The organism is Actinomycetospora straminea, assembly GCF_028737255.1.
GTDB lineage: Bacteria > Actinomycetota > Actinomycetes > Mycobacteriales > Pseudonocardiaceae > Actinomycetospora > Actinomycetospora straminea.
This window is the reverse complement of sequence record NZ_JAQZAN010000008.1, coordinates 123089-142753: the sequence shown is the minus strand read 5'-3', so window position 1 is coordinate 142753 and position 19665 is coordinate 123089. Positions and strand designations below refer to the sequence as shown.

Below are 19665 nucleotides of genomic sequence, written 5' to 3'. Positions count from 1 at the left end.
GGACCTCGCCTACCATGGAGGGTCGGAACTCACGGGATCACGACAACCACCGGGAGACGGGGAGGTGGGCGCGGTGAACGCCGAGGAGCGCCGCGTCGCCGTCCTGCGCGCGATCGTCGCGGACTTCGTGGCCACCAACGAGCCGGTCGGCTCCAAGGCCCTCGTCGAGCGCCACAACCTCGGCGTCTCCAGCGCGACCGTCCGCAACGACATGGCGACGCTGGAGGAGGAGGGCTACATCGCCCAGCCGCACACCAGCGCCGGGCGGATCCCCACCGACAAGGGCTACCGGCTCTTCGTCGACCGCCTCCACCAGGTCAAGCCGCTCTCGGCCGCCGAGCGCCGGGCCATCACCACGTTCCTCGAGGGCGCGGTCGACCTCGACGACGTCCTGCGGCGCAGCGTGCGCCTGCTCGCGCAGCTCACGCGCCAGGTCGCCGTCGTCCAGTACCCGACGCTGACCCGCTCGACGGTGCGCCACCTCGAGGTCGTGCGCCTGACCCCGGCCCGGCTGATGCTGGTGCTGATCACCGACACCGGCCGCGTCGACCAGCGCGTCGTCGACCTCGGCGACGTCCTCGACGAGGAGGACGTGTCGCGGCTGCGGGCGCTGCTGAACAACGCGCTGGTCGGGCAGCCGCTGGCGACGGCGTCGCAGCGCATGTCCGAGCTGCCCGACGACGCCCCGGACGGCCTGCGCTCGCCGCTGCTGAGCGTGGCCGCGGTGCTCATCGAGGCCCTGCTGGAGCGGCCCGAGGAGCGCCTGGTGCTGGGCGGCACCGCCAACCTCACCCGGGCGGGCACCGACGCCGCGGCGCTGCACGGCATGCTGGAGGCGCTCGAGGAGCAGGTGGTCGTGCTGCGGCTGCTGACCTCCGCGAGCGACGCGGGCACGGTGACGGTGCGCATCGGTGAGGAGAACGAGTCCGAGGACCTGTGGAGCGCCTCCACGGTGTCGATCGGCTACGGAGGGGGCACCACGGCCCTGGGCGGCATGGGCGTCGTGGGGCCGACCCGCATGGACTACCCCAGCGCGATCGCGGCGGTGCGTGCGGTGGCGCGCTACGTCGGTGAGATCGTCGGGGGACGCTGAGCGCCCGCGACTGCGGGCGGCGGCTCGGATGAGACAGGACGGACGAGGACCAGCGTGGCGAAGGACTACTACGGAATCCTGGGCGTGTCCCGGGAGGCGGACGACGGCGAGATCAAGCGGGCGTACCGCAAGCTCGCCCGCGAGCTGCACCCCGACGTCAACCCCGACGCCGAGACCCAGGCGCGGTTCCAGGACGTCAAGAACGCCTACGAGGTCCTGACCGACCCGCAGAAGCGCCGCATCGTCGACCTCGGCGGTGACCCCCTGGACACCAGCCGCGGCGGCGGGGGCGGCGCCGGCGGGTTCTCCTCGGCCGGCTTCGGCGGCCTGGGCGACATCATGGACGCCTTCTTCGGCGCCGCCGGGGCCACCGGCGGACGGGGCCCGCGCAGCCGCGTGCAGCCGGGCGAGGACGCCCTCATCCGCATCGACCTCACGCTCGAGGAGTGCGCGACCGGCGTCGCCCGCGACCTCACCGTCGACACCGCGGTGCTCTGCGAGAAGTGCCACGGCGGCGGCGCCGAGCCGGGCACCCGCACCGAGACCTGCGACACCTGCGACGGCCGCGGCGAGATCCAGAACGTGCAGCGCTCGTTCATCGGCCAGGTCGTCACCGCGCGCGCCTGCCCGGTCTGCCGTGGCACCGGCGAGATCATCCCCAGCCCCTGCTCGCAGTGCGGCGGCGACGGTCGCGTGCGGTCCCGGCGCACCGTCACCGTCCAGGTGCCCGCGGGCGTCGGCGACGGCATGCGCATCCGGATGGCCAACCAGGGCGAGGTCGGCCCCGGCGGCGGCCCGGCCGGTGACCTCTACATCGAGGTCTCCGAGGAGCGCCACGACTACTTCACCCGCGACGGCGTCGACCTGCACTGCCACGTCAGCCTGCCGATGACCGCCGCGGCGCTGGGCACGACGCTCCCGCAGCGCACCCTCGAGGGCGAGGAGGAGCTGACGATCGAGCCGGGCACCCAGCCCAACACCACGCTGACCCTGCGCGGTCGCGGCATGCCCCGCCTGCGCTCCACGGGACGCACCGACGGGCGGGGTGACCTGCTGGTCCACCTGGACGTCCAGGTCCCCGACCGGCTCGACTCCCGCCAGACCGAGCTGCTGCGCGAGCTCGCCGAGCTGCGCGGCGAGGAGCGCCCCGAGCTCGCGGCCCACCGCAACGGGCTCTTCGGGCGCCGGCGCTCGGGCGGCCGCACGCGGTGACGCAGGCCGAGGCCTGGTCCCGCCCGGCCCTGTTCTGGGTCGACGCGGTGCCCGCGGGCGGCGAGGTCGTGCTCGAGGGCGCCGAGGGCCGCCACGCCGCCGACGTGCGCCGGGTGCGCCCCGGCGAGGTCGTGCTGCTCGGCGACGGGGCGGGCACGCGGGCGCGGGCGACGGTCACCGAGGTGGCCAAGGGCCGCGTGGCGACGTCGGTGCTCGAGCGGCGCGTGGAGGACGAGCCGGCGCTGCGCATCACGCTCGCCCAGGCCCTGGTCAAGGGCGATCGCGCCGAGCTCGCCGTCGAGCTCGCGACCGAGGCGGGCGTCGACGCGATCCTGCCGTGGCGCGCCGAGCGCTGCGTCGCGCGCTGGGACGACGGCACCCGCGGCGAGAAGGCGCTCGCGCGCTGGCGCTCCACCGCCCGCGAGGCCGCCAAGCAGGCCCGCCGGGCCCGGGTCCCCGACGTCGCCCCGCCCGCCACCACCGGCGACCTCGCGAAGCGCGACGCCGACGCCGTGCTGGTCCTCGAGGCGACGGCGACCGAGACGCTCGCCGACGTCGCCCTGCCCGATCGCGGCGAGCTGGTGCTCGTCGTCGGGCCCGAGGGCGGGGTGACCGACGACGAGCGCGCGCTGCTCGCCGGCGCGGGCGCGCGCGAGGTGCGGATGGGCCCGGGCGTGCTGCGGACCTCGAGCGCCGCGGCCGTCGCGCTGGGGGCGCTGGGCGCGCGGACCGGGCGATGGGGGTGACGGGGTGGGGGTCAGGATGGCGCGCCGATCGCTCCTGGGCGCGCTGGCGGGCGTGACCGGTGTGGCCGGTGTGGCCGCCCTCGCCGCCTGCGGCCGGGTGAGCACCCCGACCGGGGACGTCGTCATCCCGCCGACCCAGCCCGGCACCCCGGCGCCGCGCACGCTGGTCTACGGCAAGGACCCCGCGCAGTACGGCGTGCTGCACCTGCCGCCCGGGTCGGGCCCGGTGCCCGTGGTGGTCGTCGTGCACGGCGGCTACTGGCGCGCCGCGTACGGCCTCGAGCTGGGCACGCCACTCGCCGTCGACCTCACCAACCGCGGCATCGCGGCCTGGAACGTCGAGTACCGCCGGGTCGGGGCGGGCGGGGGCTGGCCTGCCACGTTCACCGACGTCGCCGACGCCGTCGACCTGCTCGCCGGCCCGGTCCAGCAGGCCGCGGGCGGGCGCCTCGACCTCGACCGCGTCGTGCTGCTCGGGCACTCGGCGGGCGGGCAGCTCGTCACCTGGGCCGCGAGCCGGGAGCGCCTGGACCCCGGCCGCCCGGGCGCGGACCCGCGGGTGCGGCCCGCCGGCACCGTGAGCCAGGCCGGCGTGCTCGACCTCGTCGCCGGGGCCGCGGCGAACCTCGGTGGCGGCGCCGTGGTCGACCTGCTCGGCGGGCGCCCCGACACCGTCGCCGACCGCTACGCCCTCACCTCGCCGGCGGCCCTCGTGCCCGCACCGGCGCCCGTGGTGTGCGTCCACGGGGACGCGGACACGGTGGTGCCGGTGGACCAGTCGCAGCGCTACGTGGCGGCGGCGGCCGCGGCGCGCGGGGACGCCCGCCTGCGCGTCCTGCCCGGTGTCGACCACTTCGCGGTGATCGACCCCGACCAGCCCGCGTGGGCGGTGGTGCGCGAGGAGGTCGAGGGGCTGCTGTGAGCGGCACCCCGGCGACCCCCGCGGTGGCGCTACGATCGTGTCAAGGACCGACGGCGAGGAAGCAGGACTGTTCAGCACGTGACCGGTGAAGGAACCTCCCGGATCGTGGTGCCCGAGGCGGCGCTCCTGGCGCTCCTGGGCAAGCGCGACGAGAACCTGCGCGAGGCCGAGAGCCTGCTGGCCGCCGACGTCCACGTCCGCGGCAACGAGCTGACCCTGTCCGGCGAGCCCTCCGACGTGGCCTTCGCCGAGCGGGTGTTCGCCGAGCTCGTGGTGCTCGCGAGCCGCGGCCAGCAGATCGATCCCGACGGGGTGCGGCGCGCGGTGCGCATGCTGCGCGACGAGGACGACGGGGGCGACGGCGCGCCGTCACCCGCCGAGGTGCTCAGCCTCGACATCGTCTCCCGCCGCGGGCGCACCGTCCGGCCCAAGACGCTCAACCAGAAGCGCTACGTCGACGCCATCGACGTCAACACGATCGTCTTCGGCATCGGCCCGGCGGGCACGGGCAAGACCTACCTGGCGATGGCGAAGGCCGTGCAGGCGCTGCAGGCCAAGCAGGTCAACCGGATCATCCTGACCCGTCCCGCGGTCGAGGCCGGCGAGCGGCTGGGGTTCCTGCCCGGCACGCTCTCGGAGAAGATCGACCCGTACCTGCGGCCGCTCTACGACGCGCTGCACGACATGCTCGACACGGACGCCGTCCCCAAGCTGATGGCGGCCGGGACGATCGAGATCGCGCCGCTGGCCTACATGCGCGGCCGCGCGCAACCGGTCGACACCCCCGTCCTCACGCCCGACGGCTTCCGACCCATCGGCGAGCTCCGGGTCGGGGACCTCGTCACCGGTCGTGACGGCACGCCGACTGCCGTGGTCGGCGTCCACCCGCAGGGCCGCAAGCAGGTCTACCGGGTGTGGACGCAGGACGGCGCCTCGACGCGCGCCTGCGGCGAGCACCTCTGGTTCGTCACCACGCCCGACGACCGTCGGCACGGCAAGGCGGGGCGAGTCCTCCAGACGCAGGAGATGATGGGCAACCTGCGTTGGTCGCACGCCCATCGCTACGAGCTCCCTGTCGTGTCGCCGGTCGCGATCCCGGAGCGACCGGTCCCGATGGACCCGTACGCCCTGGGCCTGCTCCTCGGCGACGGGTGCATCACCGGCCGCACCACGCCGAGCTTCTCGACCAAGGACCCCGAGCTCGCGGAGGCGCTGGACGAGGCGCTGCCCGAGGCCGAGGTGACGCGCACAGACGACATGGACTATGTCCTGCGGCGCCGGGGCGGCGGTGGCCGGGGCGGCGTGATCACGGCGAACCCGGTGACCGCGGTCCTCCGCGAGCTGGGCCTGTGCGGCACGAGCTCGAGCACCAAGTTCGTGCCCCAGGCCTACCTCCACAACAGCGTCGAGGTCCGGCTGGGAGTGCTGCAGGGCCTCCTGGACACCGATGGCGGGCCGGTCCGCCAGGGCGGCAGGACATGCCGAGTCCAGTACACGACGTGCTCGTCCCGCCTCCGGGACGACGTGGTCTACCTGGTCCGGTCTCTCGGCGGCGTCGTGACCGTGCGCACGCGCTACGCCTCGGGACGGGCGCCGGGTCGTGCGGCCGGGCGGCCGGTGCACTACCGCTCGGACGCCTACGTCCTCGAGATCCGGCTGCCGGCCGAGATCGCGCCGTTCCGCCTCTCTCGCAAGCGCGATGCGTACGAGGCGACCGGCGGCGGGCGGCCGCGCCGTTACGTCGACAGCATCCTGCCGGACGGCGAGGCCGACTGCGTCTGCATCTCGGTGGCGTCGCAGGACTCCCTCTACGTCACCGACGACTTCATCGTCACCCACAACACCCTGAACGACGCCTTCATCATCCTCGACGAGGCCCAGAACACGACGCCGGAACAGATGAAGATGTTCCTGACGCGGCTGGGCTACAACTCGAAGATGGTCGTCACCGGTGATGTCACCCAGGTCGACCTGCCCGGAGGCGCGCCGTCCGGCCTGCGGGTCGTGCGCGACATCCTCGACGGCGTCGAGGATGTCGTGTTCGCCGAGCTGACCAGCCACGACGTCGTGCGCCACCGCCTGGTCGCCGACATCATCGACGCCTACGGCCGGTACGACGAGGCCCAGCAGCGGCGTCCCCAGGCGGTCTCCAGCGCCCCGCGCACCGGGCCGCCGGTCGGACCGCGCAACCGCGAGCGCCGAGGACGATGACCCACCCCACCGACGAGGCCCCCATGAGCATCGAGATCGCCAACGAGTCCGGCGTCGAGGTGGCGGAGGGCCCGATCGTCGAGGTCGCGCGCTACGCCCTCGACCGCATGGGGGTGAGCCCGCTCGCCGAGCTGTCGATCATGCTGATCGAGCTGGAGCCCATGGCCGAGCTCCACGAGCGCTGGCTCGACGAGCCCGGGCCCACCGACGTCATGTCGTTCCCCATGGACGAGTACGACTCGGCGCGCCGCCCCGACGCGCCGTCGTCGGGCCCGGCGCTGCTCGGCGACATCGTGCTCTGCCCCGCGTTCGCCGCCGACCAGGCCGCCGCCGCCGGGCACGGCCTCGACGACGAGCTGCACCTGCTGACCGTCCACGGGGTGCTGCACCTGCTCGGCTACGACCACGCCGAGCCCGACGAGGAGCGCCAGATGTTCGGCCTGCAGGCCGAGCTGCTCGCCGACTGGCGCGCCGCCCGCGCCGAGGCGGAGCGCGCCGCCCGGGAGCGCGCGGCCGCCGCGGCCCGCACGGCGCGGGAGCGCGCGAAGGACGACCGCCTGCTCGGCACCGTCGGCCTGGACGAGCCGGGCGCCTCGTCGTGACCCCTGAGCTGATCGGTCAGCTCGTCGCCGCGATCCTCCTGGTCCCGCTCGCCGGGGTCTTCGCGGCCGCGGACGCGGCGATCTCGACGGTGTCGCGGGCGCGGGTGGACGGGCTCGTGCGCGAGGGCGCCGCCGGGGCCCGCTCGCTGGCCGTGATCGTCGCCGACCGTCCCCGCCACCTCAACCTGCTCATGCTGCTGCGCCTGACGTGCGAGGCGGCCGCGACCGTGCTCGGGGCGTTCGTCGCGCTGCAGCTCATCGGGCCGGACTGGCTGGCGCTGCTGGTCGCGGGCCTGGTCGTCGTGCTCGTGTCGTACGTGCTCATCGGGGTCGGGCCCCGCACGCTGGGCCGCCAGCACCCCTACGGCATGGCGCTGGGCGTGGCGGGGCCGGTGCGGCTGCTCGCGCGCCTGCTGGGCCCGCTGGCGTCGCTGCTCATCGTCGTCGGCAACGCGCTCACGCCCGGTGTCGGCTTCCGCGAGGGACCGTTCTCCTCGGAGGTCGAGCTGCGCGAGATGGTCGACATGGCCGAGCGCGGGGGCCTGGTCGACGACGACGAGCGCGCGATGATCCAGTCGGTGTTCGACCTCGGCGACACCCGGGTCCGTGAGGTCATGGTGCCGCGCACCGAGGTGGTGTGGATCGAGCGCGAGAAGACCGTGCGCCAGGCCCTGGCCCTCGCGCTGCGCAGCGGGTACTCGCGCATCCCCGTGATCGGCGAGAACGTCGACGACACCGTCGGCGTCGTCTACCTCAAGGACCTGGTGCGGCGGACGGTCGACCACGGGGACACCCAGCGCACGAAGGAGCACGTCGACCGGGAGGCCGACGCCCCGGGCGCCGTCGGCGAGGTCATGCGGCCCGCCAACTTCGTGCCCGACTCCAAGCGCGCCGACGCCCTGCTCCGCGACATGCAGCGCGACCGCAACCACATGGCCCTCGTCGTCGACGAGTACGGCGGCACCGCGGGCCTGGTGACCATCGAGGACCTGCTCGAGGAGATCGTCGGGGAGATCACCGACGAGTACGACGCCGCCGAGCACCGCCCCCTCGACCACGTGGACGACAACACCTGGCGGGTCGCCGCCCGGCTGCCGGTGGAGGACCTCGAGGAGGCCACCGGCACCGAGTTCGACGTCGAGGACGTCGACACCGTGGGCGGGCTGCTCGCCCAGCGGCTCGGCCGTGTCCCGCTGCCCGGCGCCGAGGCCGAGATTTCCGGGCTGCGCCTGCGAGCGGAGGGCGGCGAGGACGCCCGGGGCCGCGTGCGCATCCGCAGCCTGCTGGTGTGGCGGGTGCCGGGCGAGGAGGCGGGCTCCTCGGGCTCCTCGGGGTCCGCGGGTTCCTCGGGCTCGTCGGGCTCCGTGAGCGATGAGGCCCCGGCCGACGGGGCGGCGGCCTCGACCGGCGACGATGCGGAGGGCACCGACCGTGCCGACCGCGCCGAGGGCGACCTCGCCCAGGCCGGCGCCCCGACCGGCGCCCGCAACGGAAAGGACGACCGTGGCTGACGCTGCCACCCTCACCGACCCGGTGGCCCCCGACGCGCTCGACGCCGAGGACGCCAAGATCGTGACCCTCGCCCGGTCGGCGCGCGCCCGCACCGGCGCGGCCCACGGCGCGGCGGTGCGCGACAGCGACGGCCGCACCTACGCCGCGTGCACCGTCGCGCTGCCCTCGCTGTCGCTGACCGCGCTGCAGGCGGCGGTCGCGGCGGCCGTGGCCGCGGGTGCGCCGGGGCTGGAGGCGGCGGCCGTCGTCGGCGTCACCGACCTCGACGCCGGCTTCGACGACCCGGGCCTGGCCGCCGTCGCCGATGTGACCGCGGGCGCGTCGGTGCTGGTCGCGGGCCCGGACGCCGCGGCGGTGCACCGGGTGGCGTCGTGAGCACCCCCGGTCGGGCGCGTCCGGTGGCGCCGAGCCCGCACCACGACGTCGTCGTCGTGGGCGGCGGGATCGTCGGGTTCGCGGTGCTGCACGAGCTGCTCGCCGCGGGGCACACGTCGGTGGCCCTCGTCGAGCGCGAGCACACCCCCGGCACCCACCAGACCGGCCGCAACTCCAACGTCATCCACTCCGGGCTGTACTACGCGCCGGGCTCGCTGAAGGCGCGGCTGGCCGTCGCCGGGTGCGCGGAGACCAAGGAGTTCTGCGCCGAGCACGCGCTGCCCTACCAGGAGTGCGGCAAGGTCGTCGTCGCCACCGACGGCGCCGAGCTGCCGCGGATGGCCGAGCTGGTCCGCCGCGGACGCGCCAACGGCGTCGAGGTGCACGAGATCGACGAGGCCGGGGTCCGCGAGCGCGAGCCCGCGGTGGCCGCGATCGCCGGGCTCTGGGTGCCGTCGACGGGGATCTGCGACTACGGGGCGATCACGCAGAAGCTCGCCGACCTCGCCGTCGCGCGCGGCGCGGTCCTGCACACCGGGCGGACCGTGCGGTCGGTCCAGCGGCGGCGCCACGACACCGTCGTGCACACCGACCGGGGCGACCTGCTCGCCGGCCAGGTCGTCGTGTGCGCGGGCCTGCGCTCCGACGAGATCGCCCGCGCCTCGGGCTTCGACCCGGGCGTGCGGATCGTGCCGTTCCGCGGCGAGTACTCCGACCTGGTCGGGCCGATCGGCGAGGCCGTGCGCGGGCTCGTCTACCCCGTGCCCGACCCCGCGTTCCCGTTCCTCGGCGTGCACGCGACCCGCGGCGTCGACGGGTCGGTGCACGTCGGCCCGAACGCCGTGCTCGCGCTGGCCCGCGAGGGCTACGACTGGGGCACGCTGCGGGTGCGCGAGCTCGCGGGCACGCTCACCGACCCCGGCTTCCTCGCGCTCGCGGGCAAGCAGTGGCGCTACGGGCTGGGGGAGATGTACCGGTCGCTGTCGCGGCGGGCGATGGCCGCGGCCGTCGCGCGGATGCTGCCCGGGGTGACCGCCGACGAGCTGCAGCCGCCGCACGACGTCGCCCGGCGCGCCGGGGTGCGGGCGCAGGCGGTCCGGCCGGACGGGTCGCTGGTCGACGACTTCCTGTTCGTGCAGGACGAGTCCCTCGACTCGGGCTCCGGAGGCGGGCCGAGCGTGCTGCACGTGCTCAACGCGCCCTCGCCCGCGGCGACCGCGGCGCTGCCGATCGGCCGCGAGATCGTGGCGCGGCTGGAGGGCAAGAGTGTCGACGCCTGACGTCGCCGAGGGCTTCCGCTCGGGGTTCGCCTGCTTCGTCGGCCGACCGAACGTCGGGAAGTCGACGCTGACGAACGCGCTGGTCGGGCAGAAGGTCGCGATCACGTCGTCGCGCCCGCAGACGACGCGGCACGCGATCCGGGGCGTCGTGCACCGGGAGGACGGGCAGCTGGTGCTCGTCGACACCCCCGGCCTGCACCGCCCGCGCACGCTGCTGGGGGAGCGGCTCAACGACGTGGTGCACACGACGTGGGCCGAGGTCGACGTCATCGGCTTCTGCGTGCCCGCGGACCAGGAGGTCGGGCCGGGCGACCGGTTCATCGCCAGCGAGCTGGCGAAGGTCACCGCGACGACCCCGGTGATCGGCATCCTGACCAAGACCGACCTCGTTCGGCCCGAGGTGATCGCGGAGCGGCTGCTGGCGCTGCAGGGCCTGGGCGCGACGCTCGGGCACGAGTTCGCCGAGATCGTCCCGGTGTCCGCGTCGTCGGGCCACCAGGTCTCGCTGCTGGCGGACCTCCTGCTCGCGCGCATGCCCCCCGGCCCGCCCCTCTACCCCGAGGGCGAGCTCTCCGACGAGCCCGAGACCACCCTGATCGCGGAGTTCGTCCGCGAGGCCGCGCTCGAGGGCGTGCGCGACGAGCTGCCGCACTCGCTGGCGGTGGTCGTCGAGGAGATGACGCCGGGCAAGGTCCTCACCGTGCGCGCCGAGATCTTCGTCGAGCGCGACAGCCAGAAGTCGATCGTGATCGGCAAGGGCGGCTCGCGCCTCAAGCACGTCGGCACCGAGGCCCGCCGGCAGATCGAGGCGCTGCTGGGCGAGAAGGTCCACCTCGACCTGTTCGTCAAGGTCGCCAAGGACTGGCAGCGCGACCCCCGCCAGCTCCGCCGCCTCGGCTTCTAGCCTGTCGCGCCGAGCGAGGTGTGTCAGCGTGGCGTCCACGCTGGCGCTCAACGTGAGGAAAGCCCCCACGATCACCCGAGCAGCGCGAAGAGCGGTGTCAGCTGGCCGGTGTCGACGTACTCCTCGATCCGCGTGACGAGCCCGTCCGAGACGTGGATCGCGAGGGCCGCCGGCGCGCGGAGCGTCTGCCCGCCCGGCAGGGTCCCGGTGACGACGTACTGCGCGAAGCCCTCGCCCGTGCGCACCTCGGTCATCGTGAAGTCCGGGACCTGACCGCGGATCGCGCGCAGCGTCGCGAACGTGTCGGGGACGGTCGGGGCCTCGACCTCGTCGAACGAGTGCCAGGTGACCGCGCCGGGGGCGAACAGCCCCTCGGGCACCTCGGACGACGTGTCGGCCAGGGCGTCGACGACCCGGCGCTCGATTCCGCTCATCGCCGGATCGTCCTCCGTCCCACCCGGAGCGCGAAACCGCGAGCGACGGGCCTCGTCGTCGACGGCGGCCGGGAGCCCACGGACGACCCCGATCCGCGCCCCGTGGTGCACGCCCCGCCGCCGTCGGGGTGCGACGATGAGCGTGTGGGCTTCTATCGCGACACCGGGGTGGTGCTGCGGCTGCAGAAGCTCGGCGAGGCCGACCGCATCGTCACGGTCCTGACCCACCGGCACGGCAAGGTGCGCGCCGTCGCGAAGGGTGTGCGGCGCACGAGCTCGCGGTTCGGGGCGCGGCTGGAGCCGTTCGGCCACGTGGACCTGCAGCTGCACACCGGGCGCAGCCTCGACATCGTCACCCAGGTGCAGACCATCGACGCCTTCGGCGGCGACCTCACCGGCGACTACCCGCGCTACACCGCCGGCTGCGCCCTGCTCGAGACCGCCGACCGGCTCACCTCCGAGGAGGGCGAGCCGGCCCGCGAGCTGTTCCTGCTGCTCGTGGGCGCGCTGCGCGGGCTCGCCGGCGGCACCCGCGACCCCTACCTGGTGCTCGACGCCTTCCTGCTGCGCGCCATGGTCATCGCGGGCTGGGCGCCGGCGATCACCGAGTGCGCCCGCTGCGGCACCGAGGGCGCGCCGTACCACCGCCGCTTCTCGGTGCCCGCCGGCGGCGCGGTCTGCGAGCCGTGCCGGCCGTCGGGCGCCGTCGTGCCGTCCGAGCCGACCTGGCGGCTCCTCGAGGCCCTGCGCGACGGCGACTGGGCCACCGCCGAGGGCACCGACGGCGCCGCCCGCCGCGACACCGCGGGCCTCGTCGCCGCCCACCTGCAGTGGCACCTCGAGCGCACCCTGCGCTCGCTGCCCCTGGTCGACCGCCGCGGCGGCGTCCCGCGCGTCGACCTCGCGGCGGGGACGGGGCTGGAGGTCGACGAGCCGAGCGACGGGCCCCCTCGCGCGGGAGAGCCGGCCGAAGGCGCCCCTCGCCGGGCGGTCCCGACCGACGGGCCCCTCCGCTCGGAACGGGTCGCCCGGTGAGCCCCCGCATGCGCCCCGAGCGCGGTCGCTCGCACCGCCCGCTGCGCGGCCGCGACGACCCGACGGTGATGGCGCCGACCCCGCACCCCAGCGGCGCCACCCCGCCCGCCATCCCGTCCGAGCTGGTGCCGAACCACGTCGCGCTGGTCATGGACGGCAACGGGCGCTGGGCCAACCAGCGCGGGCTGCCGCGCATCGAGGGCCACCGGCAGGGCGAGGGCCAGCTGCTCGACGTCGTGCGCGGCTGCATCGACATCGGCGTCAAGTGGATCTCGGCCTACGCCTTCTCGACGGAGAACTGGCGCCGCAGCCCCGACGAGGTGCGCTTCCTGCTCGGCTTCAACCGCGACGTCATCCGCCGCCGCCGCGACGAGATGCACGCGATGGGGGTGCGCGTGCGCTGGTCGGGCCAGCGGCCGCGCCTCTGGCGCAGCGTCATCAGGGAGCTCGAGACGGCCGAGGAGATGACCCGCGACAACGACGTCGTCACCCTCACCATGTGCGTCAACTACGGCGGCCGCGCGGAGATCGTCGGCGCCGCGAAGGAGCTGGCGCGGCGGGCGGCGCGCGGCGAGATCGACCCTGAGCGCATCGACGAGAAGGCCCTCGCCCGCCACCTCGACGAGCCCGACATGCCCGACGTCGACCTGTTCCTGCGCAGCTCGGGGGAGCAGCGGACGTCGAACTTCCTGCTCTGGCAGTCGGCGTACGCCGAGATGGTCTTCCTCGACACCCTCTTCCCCGACTTCGACCGGCGCCACCTCTGGCAGGCGTGCGAGATCTACGCCCGGCGCGACCGTCGCTACGGCGGCGCCATGGACCGAGCCGAAGGGACCGGCACCTCGTGAGCCGTGAGGCCGCCACCACCGCGAGCCTGCTCATCACCGCCCGCGAGGCGATGGAGCAGTTCGTCGACGTGCACGTGGACGACGACGGCGCGCTGTCGTTCCGCAGCGGCGCCGTGCCGTGCGCGATCCAGGGCGTCGAGCTGGTCGAGGGGCTCGCGGTGCTGAGCCTGACCTGCGTCGTCGCCTGGGACCTCACCGACGCGCAGACCCCGCGGGTCGTCGCCGAACGCGCTGGTCAGGGGCTGTTCGGCACGCTCGGCGCCGTCGCGACCGACCGGGGCTGGGACGTGACCCTGCGCTACGCCTTCCCGGCCGAGGGGCTCGCGGTCGGGCCGCTCGGCACGCTGCTGCGGCTCGTGGTGTCGACCGCCGAGCAGGTCCGGCAGGACCTCGTCGCCGGCGAGTGAGCGCCGACCGGCTGTCGCGACTGCGGCGTCCGGCCCAGGCTCGGGCTCGGCGTCGCGCGCGTCCGTCCCCACCCCGCTGACCCGTCCCCAGGGCCGGGGCCGGGCCTGCGGGCGCGCGGTGATCGGCTGGGAGCATCACGGCTCGTGAGCTCCCCGCGACCGACCGACGCGCCCCGGGCGACGTGGCGCGGCTCCGGTTCGCTCGTGGTGCTCTGCGGGGCCCTCCTCGCGGCGACGGCGCTGCAGGGCCCGCTCGTGGGGCTGTTCGACGTCGGTGTGGTGCGCACGGCCGCGACGGTCTTCGTCGCGGTGTGCGTGCAGGCGCTGCCGTTCCTGGTGCTGGGGACGCTGCTCTCGGGGGCGATCGCGGCGTGGGTGTCGCCCGCGGCGCTGCGCCGGGTGCTGCCCGCGCGCCCGGCCCTCGCCGTGCCCGTGGCGGGCGCGGCCGGGCTGGTGCTGCCCGGGTGCGAGTGCGCGTCCGTGCCGGTGGCGCGCCGGCTGGTCGCCCAGGGCGTGCCCGAGGCCGCGGCGCTGGCGTTCCTCCTCGCCGCGCCGGCGATCAACCCGGTCGTGCTGGTCGCGACGGCCGTCGCGTTCCCCGACCACCCCGAGATGGTCCTCGCGCGCCTGCTCGGCTCGGCGGCCACCGCGGTCGGCTTGGGCTGGCTCTGGAGCCGGTTCGGGCGCGCGGAGTGGATCGCCGCCCGCGTGCGCCGCCCGCCGCCGGAGGACGGGACGCCACGGTGGGCGGTGTTCGCCGAGACCGTGCGCCACGACGTCGTCGACGCCGGCGGCTTCCTCGTGCTCGGCGGGCTCGCGGCGGCGGTGATGACGGTCGTCGTCCCGCAGAGCTGGCTCGACGGCCTCGCCGGGCACCTCGTGCTCGCGGTCGCCGTCATGGCGGTGCTCGCGGTGCTGCTCGCCCTGTGCAGCGAGGCCGACGCCTTCGTCGCGGCGTCGCTCTCGGCGCTGCCGCTGCTGCCGCGCCTGGTGTTCCTCGTCGTCGGGCCGGCGGTGGACGTGAAGCTCGTCGCCCTGCAGGCCGGTGCGTTCGGGCGGGCGTTCGCGGCCCGGTTCGCGCCGCTGACGTTCGTGGTCGCCGTGACGTCCGCCCTGGTCGCGGGCCTGCTCGTGCTCGGCGGCCCACGGTGAGCCGCGACACGCAGCACGTGCTGCTGGTGCTCGTGGGCGGGGTGCTGGTCAAGATCGTGCTCGACGGGTCGTACCTGCGCTACGTGCGGCCGTGGTCGGCGACGCCGGTGCTGCTCGCGGGCGTGGTGCTCGTCGTGGTGGCGGTGGTGGGGCTCGTGCGCGACCTGCGGGGGCTGCCGGTCGGGGACGGCGAGGACCACGCGGATCACGGCCACCACCACGGCGGGCCCGCCGCGTGGATGCTCGTGCTGCCGGTGCTCGCGCTGCTGCTCGTGGTGCCGCCGGCGCTGGGGTCGGCGGCGGTCGGCGGACCGGGAGCGCGCGCCGCGCCGGTGGCCGCCGCGCCCGACGACCCGCTGCCGCCGGGCGACGCGCCGCCGCTGGGGCTGCTGGAGGTGGTCTCGCGCACCGCCGCCGACCCGTACGGGTTGATCACCACGCGTGACGTCACGCTCACGGGTTTCCTCGTGCCGGCCCGCGCACCGCGGCCCGGGGGCACCGCGCCGGTCGACCTGGCACGCTTGGTGATCACCTGCTGCGCGGCCGACGCCTCCGCCGTACGGGTCCACCTCGCCGACCCCGCGGGCCTGCTGGAGGGCATCGGACCGGGCGCCGGCGACGGCGGTCCGGGCGGTGATCCGGGCGCTGATCGGTGGGTCGCCGTGCGCGGTCGCGTCGTGCCCGGGACGGGCACCGCGTCCGACGGCCACGTCCCGACACTCACGGTGACATCGTCGTCGCTGGTTGCCACACCCGAACCGGTGTACGAATACTGACCCGGAACGCGGCGTCGCGACACCGAGCGTCGGAAAGCGGATGAACCGTAGGAACCACCCGTAGACTCCGGCGTCCGTCCACCATGCGGAGAGGAGGGGCGTCTCTCGAGGGCCAGGGAGGCGCGACCGCGATGACACAGGATCTCTCGTCACCACCGGGTCCGTCCGGTGCGCCGGGCGGCGAGCCGGACGTCCCGGCCGAGAGCGCGGCCGACCGCAAGCACGGCACGGACTGGGTGGTCTTCGGGGTCGGCGCGGCGCTGGCCGTCGTCTTCGTCGGCTGGGGTGTGCTCGGGACCGAGAGCCTCAGCACGGTCTCCAGCGCGATGCTCAGCGGCGTCATCCGCGCCGGCGGCTGGGGCTTCATTCTCGCCGCCACCGGCTTCGTCGCCTTCGCGCTGTGGCTGGCCTTCAGCCGCTTCGGACGCATCCGCCTCGGTCGGGACGACGAGCAGCCCGAGTTCCGCACGGTCTCGTGGATCGCGATGATGTTCAGCGCCGGCATGGGCATCGGCCTCATGTTCTACGGCGTCGCCGAGCCGCTGTCGTTCTTCACCGAGCCGCCGCCGGGCTCCGTGGTGCCCGGCGACCAGGTCGGCGCCCTGCGCACGGCGATGGCCACCTCGCTGTTCCACTGGACGCTGCACCCGTGGGCCATCTACGCGGTGGTCGGCCTCGCGATCGCCTACTCGACGTTCCGCAAGGGCCGTCGCCAGCTGATCAGCTCCGCCTTCATCCCGCTCATCGGCGAGAAGGCGGCGAACGGCGCGGTCGGCCGCGTCATCGACATCATCGCCATCTTCGCGACGATCTTCGGCTCCGCGGCGTCGCTGGGTCTCGGCGCCCTGCAGATCGGCGGCGGCCTCGACGTCACCGGGTTCCTGCCCGGCGCCGGCAACGAGGTGCTCGTCCCGCTGATCGTCGTGCTCACCGCGGCGTTCGTGCTCTCCGCGGTGTCCGGCATCGCCAAGGGCATCCAGTGGCTGTCGAACATCAACATGGTGCTCGCCGGCGTGCTGGCGCTGTTCCTGTTCGTCGTCGGCCCGACGGTGATCATCCTCGACCTCATCCCGACCGCGGTCGGCGCCTACATCGGCGACTGGGCCGAGATGGTCGGGCGCACCGAGGCCACGGGCGGCTCGGCCATGCTCGAGTGGCTGAGCTCCTGGACGGTCTTCTACTGGGCGTGGTGGATCTCCTGGACCCCCTTCGTCGGCATGTTCCTGGCGAAGATCAGCCGGGGGCGCACCATCCGCCAGTTCGTCGGCGGCGTGATCCTCGTGCCCAGCCTCGTGAGCCTCGTGTGGTTCGCGATCTTCGGCGGCACCGCGATCAGCCAGCAGCAGGCGGGCCTCAACCCGGCCGCGGCCGACACGCAGGACCAGCTGTTCGCCGTCCTCGGCGCCTACCCGTGGGCGACGTTCACCGGCCTGCTCGTGATGGTGCTGGTCGCGATCTTCTTCGTGTCCGGCGCCGACGCGGCGTCCATCGTCACCGGGACGCTCTCGCAGCGCGGCACCGACGAGCCCTCCCGCTGGGTCGTCATCTTCTGGGGCTGCGTGATGGGCGCGGTGGCGATCATCATGCTGCTCGTCGGCGGCGAGGACGCGCTGTCCGGCCTGCAGAGCCTGACCATCCTGGTGGCGGCGCCGTTCGTCGTGATCATGGTGTTCCTCTGCGTCGCCTTCATGCGCGACCTCAACCACGACCCGGTGATCCTGCGCGAGCGCAAGGGCCTCGAGGTCATGGAGCAGGCCGTCGACCACGGCACCGACAAGCACGGCGAGGACTTCTACCTCCACGTGCAGGCGTTCCCGACGCCGAAGTCGCGGCAGCGCTCCGGTGAGGGCGGCGGTCCGACGTACGCCGACGTCTACGGCGTCCAGGACCCGTTCACGACGGGGGGGACCCCGGTCGTGCCCGCGGACCCGCAGGAGGCCCGCGCCCAGGCCGCACGGCACCGGGCGACGCCGAAGGACGACGACCCGGCGGGCACCGAGGTCGTCGACACCGGTCCCGGTCCGCGCACCGAGGCCGCCGGGCGGCCCTCGGCCGACCGCGAGTAGTCAGCACCACCGTCCGAGAGCCGGGTCCCCGCGCGGGGCCCGGCTCTCGGCGTGCCCGGGGGCGTGCTCTCCACAGGGCGTGCTCTTCGCGGGCGTGCTCTCCGCGGGCGTGCTCTCCGCGTGCGTGCTCTCCGCGTGCGTGCTCTCCGCGGGCGCGCTCTCCGCGGGCGTGTGTCACCCGGGTCGGAGCGAGGGACTCCCCGGCTGCGTCCTGCGCAGCGAACGTGACCCTCGCTGCCCGGCACCCCCGAGCAGCCCGGTGGAGCGAGGGACTCCTCGGCTGCCTCCAGCGCAGCGAACGTGACCTTCGCTGCCCGGCACCCCGAGCAGCATGGTGGAGCGAGGGACTCCTCGGCTGCGTCCTGCGCAGCGAACATGACCTTCGCTGCCACCACCAGCCGCACCAGCCGCCGCCGCACCCCGGCGCGCGCTCAGCCCCCGGCGCGGCAGGCGGCGCAGACGCCGAGGATCTCGACGGTGTGGGAGATCTCGGCGAAGCCGTGCTCGGCGGCGACGCGGTCGGCCCAGTGCTCGACGGCCGGGCCCTCGACCTCGACGGTCCGGCCGCACACGCGGCAGACGAGGTGGTGGTGGTGGTGCTCGGAGCAGCGGCGGTAGGACGCCTCGCCGGTGCCGGTGCGCAGGACGTCGATCTCGCCGGCGTCGGCGAGCGCCTGCAGGGTGCGGTACACCGTGGTCAGGCCGATGCCCTCGCCGCGGCGCCGGAGCTCCTCGTGGATCTCCTGGGCGGACCGGAAGTCGCGCAGCTCGTCGAGCAGCCCGGCGATCGCCGCGCGTTGACGGGTGGCCCGCAGGCCCGGCACCGACGGCGCGCGGGGTCCGGAGGTCGTCACGACTCCTCCTCCACGTGCGCGACGGCGTCGACGACGATGTGGGCGAGGTGGTCGTCGACGAGGCGGTAGACGACCTCGCGCCCCCGCCGGTCGCCGCGCACCACGCCGGCGGCCTTGAGCACCCGCAGGTGCTGGCTGATGAGCGGCTGGGTCACCTCGAGCGCGTCGACCAGCTCGTGGACGCAGCGCGGCGAGGTGCGCAGCTGCAGGACGATCGCGATCCGGACCGGCGCGGCGAGGGCGCGCAGCAGGTCGCCGGCCGCGACGAGGGCCGCCGAGCCCGGCGTCTCGGGGCCGGAGAGATCGGGGTCGGGGAGAAAGGGCGCCTCGTGCAGCGCGTCGGCCGCACCGGCCACCGGGGGCCGCGACGGCGCGGTCACCGCAGCACCAGCCCGAGCGCGATGGCGACGAGCACGGCGAGGACGAGCACGCGCACCAGCCGCTCGCCGGGACGCAGCCGCGGCCAGGTCGTCGCCAGCAGCACCGCGACGCCGACGGCGAGGAGCCCCAGCAGGATCGCGCCGGGCACCCCGCCGACGATCACACCGACGGCGAACACGACCACCACGACGGCGAACACCGCGACCGCCGGCACCCGCGCCAGCGGCCCCTCGCCGGGCAGCATCCGGCCGCGCCGCCCGACGAAGGGCGTCCGTGGCCGTCCCGGTCCGCGAGAGCTCACCGCTGCCTCCCGGCCATCGCCTCCGCCGACGGGGTCCGCACCCCGTCGCTGTCCCTCCCGATAATGGCATCCGTTGTCGACCTGCGGGGGAGGACTCCGGATGCTGCTGGTCTGCCGGTTCGCGCCGGACGCGGGGGAGGCCCCGGCGTTCCTGGAGCGCGCGCGGCGCGCCGTCGCCCTGCTCGCCGCCCAGCCGGGGTGCGAGGGCGTCGACCTCGGCCGGGCGATCGAGGAGCCGGGGCGCTGGGTGCTCGTCGCCCGCTTCGCCACCGTCACCGCGTACCGCCGCGCCCTGCAGCCCTTCGACGTGCGCGAGCACGTGGTGCCGCTGCTCTCCGAGGCGCTCACCGACGAGCCGGCCGCGCACGAGCGCGCCCTCGTCGCGGGGCCCGACGGCGTCACCGAGTACCCGAGCCTGCTCAGCGACCGGTAGCCACGCCGCCGCCCGACGGCCGCCGCTGGTGCGCTCGCTACGCTGGGTGCACCCGCACGACAGCGCCACGACGACGGCGCGACCACGACAGCGCCAGGCAGCGACACCTCACGATTCCCGG

20 protein-coding genes and 3 pseudogenes are annotated in these 19665 nt (G+C 75.1%); 19 read left to right on the top strand and 4 right to left on the bottom strand.

Going from position 1 to position 19665, the window contains the following annotated elements:
- The first annotated feature begins 73 nt into the window (after window positions 1-73).
- From hrcA to era, 12 genes and pseudogenes are all read left to right on the top strand, one after another.
- Window positions 74-1093: a heat-inducible transcriptional repressor HrcA gene (gene hrcA, locus PH190_RS13455; protein WP_274232023.1), complete on the top strand. Its 1020-nt coding sequence runs from the start codon at window positions 74-76 to the stop codon at window positions 1091-1093.
- A 54-nt stretch (window positions 1094-1147) separates the two neighbouring features.
- Window positions 1148-2305 (top strand): molecular chaperone DnaJ, encoded by a 1158-nt coding sequence (gene dnaJ, locus PH190_RS13450; protein WP_274232022.1) that lies wholly within the window; start codon window positions 1148-1150, stop codon window positions 2303-2305.
- Window positions 2302-3051: a 16S rRNA (uracil(1498)-N(3))-methyltransferase gene (locus PH190_RS13445; RefSeq protein ID WP_274232021.1), complete on the top strand. Its 750-nt coding sequence runs from the start codon at window positions 2302-2304 to the stop codon at window positions 3049-3051. Before dnaJ ends, PH190_RS13445 begins: the two co-directional genes overlap by 4 nt.
- Before the next feature lie 16 nt (window positions 3052-3067).
- Complete coding sequence (locus PH190_RS13440; RefSeq protein ID WP_274232020.1) at window positions 3068-3973, top strand: alpha/beta hydrolase; 906 nt, start codon at window positions 3068-3070, stop codon at window positions 3971-3973.
- Window positions 3974-4051: 78 nt separating this feature from the next.
- Window positions 4052-4738 (top strand): annotated as a pseudogene (locus PH190_RS30610) (PhoH family protein); the annotation flags it as partial.
- Window positions 4727-5542: pseudogene (locus PH190_RS13435) on the top strand (LAGLIDADG family homing endonuclease); the annotation flags it as partial. The pseudogenes PH190_RS30610 and PH190_RS13435, both read left to right, overlap by 12 nt.
- A gap of 273 nt (window positions 5543-5815) precedes the next feature.
- A pseudogene (locus PH190_RS13430) lies at window positions 5816-6184 on the top strand (PhoH family protein); the annotation flags it as partial.
- Between the two features lie 23 nt (window positions 6185-6207).
- Complete coding sequence (gene ybeY / locus PH190_RS13425; protein WP_274232019.1) at window positions 6208-6786, top strand: rRNA maturation RNase YbeY; 579 nt, start codon at window positions 6208-6210, stop codon at window positions 6784-6786.
- Window positions 6783-8297 carry a hemolysin family protein gene (locus tag PH190_RS13420; protein WP_274232018.1) on the top strand — a complete coding sequence of 505 codons (1515 nt, stop codon included), beginning with the start codon at window positions 6783-6785 and terminating at the stop codon, window positions 8295-8297. The genes ybeY and PH190_RS13420 overlap by 4 nt, the downstream gene beginning before the upstream one ends.
- Window positions 8290-8673, top strand: a complete 384-nt coding sequence (locus PH190_RS13415) for a cytidine deaminase (RefSeq protein ID WP_274232017.1) — start codon at window positions 8290-8292, stop codon at window positions 8671-8673. The genes PH190_RS13420 and PH190_RS13415 overlap by 8 nt, the downstream gene beginning before the upstream one ends.
- Window positions 8670-9953, top strand: coding sequence for an L-2-hydroxyglutarate oxidase (gene lhgO / locus PH190_RS13410; protein WP_274232016.1), 1284 nt, complete (start codon window positions 8670-8672; stop codon window positions 9951-9953). The genes PH190_RS13415 and lhgO overlap by 4 nt, the downstream gene beginning before the upstream one ends.
- Window positions 9940-10857 carry a GTPase Era gene (gene era, locus PH190_RS13405; RefSeq protein WP_274232015.1) on the top strand — a complete coding sequence of 306 codons (918 nt, stop codon included), beginning with the start codon at window positions 9940-9942 and terminating at the stop codon, window positions 10855-10857. Before lhgO ends, era begins: the two co-directional genes overlap by 14 nt.
- A 71-nt stretch (window positions 10858-10928) precedes the next feature.
- On the opposite strand, the gene PH190_RS13400 is transcribed toward era, so the two are convergent.
- A complete protein-coding gene (locus tag PH190_RS13400) occupies window positions 10929-11291 on the bottom strand; it encodes a nuclear transport factor 2 family protein (protein WP_274232014.1) in 363 nt (120 codons plus the stop codon).
- 144 nt (window positions 11292-11435) lie between these two features.
- Between PH190_RS13400 and recO the strand changes: the two genes are divergently transcribed.
- The 6 genes from recO to PH190_RS13370 all read left to right on the top strand — a co-directional run bounded on the left by recO (window position 11436) and on the right by PH190_RS13370 (window position 17575).
- Window positions 11436-12326: a DNA repair protein RecO gene (gene recO, locus PH190_RS13395; protein ID WP_274232013.1), complete on the top strand. Its 891-nt coding sequence runs from the start codon at window positions 11436-11438 to the stop codon at window positions 12324-12326.
- A 68-nt stretch (window positions 12327-12394) separates the two neighbouring features.
- Window positions 12395-13174 carry an isoprenyl transferase gene (locus PH190_RS13390; RefSeq protein ID WP_274232101.1) on the top strand — a complete coding sequence of 260 codons (780 nt, stop codon included), beginning with the start codon at window positions 12395-12397 and terminating at the stop codon, window positions 13172-13174.
- Entirely contained in the window at window positions 13171-13581 is a 411-nt protein-coding gene (locus PH190_RS13385; protein ID WP_274232012.1) for a hypothetical protein, read from the top strand. The genes PH190_RS13390 and PH190_RS13385 overlap by 4 nt, the downstream gene beginning before the upstream one ends.
- Before the next feature lie 144 nt (window positions 13582-13725).
- Window positions 13726-14733 (top strand): permease, encoded by a 1008-nt coding sequence (locus tag PH190_RS13380; RefSeq protein WP_274232011.1) that lies wholly within the window; start codon window positions 13726-13728, stop codon window positions 14731-14733.
- On the top strand, window positions 14730-15509 hold the full coding sequence (locus tag PH190_RS13375) for a TIGR03943 family putative permease subunit (RefSeq protein WP_274232010.1): 780 nt from the start codon (window positions 14730-14732) through the stop codon (window positions 15507-15509). Before PH190_RS13380 ends, PH190_RS13375 begins: the two co-directional genes overlap by 4 nt.
- A gap of 131 nt (window positions 15510-15640) precedes the next feature.
- Window positions 15641-17575, top strand: a complete 1935-nt coding sequence (locus tag PH190_RS13370) for a BCCT family transporter (RefSeq protein WP_274232009.1) — start codon at window positions 15641-15643, stop codon at window positions 17573-17575.
- 431 nt (window positions 17576-18006) lie between these two features.
- On the opposite strand, the gene PH190_RS13365 is transcribed toward PH190_RS13370, so the two are convergent.
- The 3 genes from PH190_RS13365 to PH190_RS13355 are packed head-to-tail and all read right to left on the bottom strand — an operon-like array spanning window position 18007 to window position 19111.
- Window positions 18007-18429, bottom strand: coding sequence for a Fur family transcriptional regulator (locus tag PH190_RS13365; protein ID WP_274232008.1), 423 nt, complete (start codon window positions 18427-18429; stop codon window positions 18007-18009).
- Window positions 18426-18809 (bottom strand): ArsR/SmtB family transcription factor, encoded by a 384-nt coding sequence (locus PH190_RS13360; protein WP_420791646.1) that lies wholly within the window; start codon window positions 18807-18809, stop codon window positions 18426-18428. Before PH190_RS13360 ends, PH190_RS13365 begins: the two co-directional genes overlap by 4 nt.
- Window positions 18806-19111, bottom strand: a complete 306-nt coding sequence (locus tag PH190_RS13355; protein ID WP_274232007.1) for a hypothetical protein — start codon at window positions 19109-19111, stop codon at window positions 18806-18808. The genes PH190_RS13360 and PH190_RS13355 overlap by 4 nt, the downstream gene beginning before the upstream one ends.
- A gap of 100 nt (window positions 19112-19211) precedes the next feature.
- Here PH190_RS13355 and PH190_RS13350 point away from each other — a divergent pair, with 100 nt between their 5' ends.
- Window positions 19212-19544 carry an antibiotic biosynthesis monooxygenase family protein gene (locus PH190_RS13350; RefSeq protein WP_274232006.1) on the top strand — a complete coding sequence of 111 codons (333 nt, stop codon included), beginning with the start codon at window positions 19212-19214 and terminating at the stop codon, window positions 19542-19544.
- The last annotated feature ends 121 nt before the right edge of the window (window positions 19545-19665 follow it).

What these genes read in the sequence shown, in the direction of transcription:
- PH190_RS13440 (WP_274232020.1), top strand. Translation starts at nt 3,068, where the DNA reads ATGGCGCGCCGATCGCTCCTGGGCGCGCTGGCGGGCGTGACCGGTGTG.
- ybeY (WP_274232019.1), top strand. Translation starts at nt 6,208, where the DNA reads ATGAGCATCGAGATCGCCAACGAGTCCGGCGTCGAGGTGGCGGAGGGC.
- PH190_RS13400 (WP_274232014.1), bottom strand. Translation starts at nt 11,291, where the DNA reads ATGAGCGGAATCGAGCGCCGGGTCGTCGACGCCCTGGCCGACACGTCG.
- PH190_RS13390 (WP_274232101.1), top strand. Translation starts at nt 12,395, where the DNA reads ATGGCGCCGACCCCGCACCCCAGCGGCGCCACCCCGCCCGCCATCCCG.
- PH190_RS13370 (WP_274232009.1), top strand. Translation starts at nt 15,641, where the DNA reads ATGACACAGGATCTCTCGTCACCACCGGGTCCGTCCGGTGCGCCGGGC.
- PH190_RS13350 (WP_274232006.1), top strand. Translation starts at nt 19,212, where the DNA reads ATGCTGCTGGTCTGCCGGTTCGCGCCGGACGCGGGGGAGGCCCCGGCG.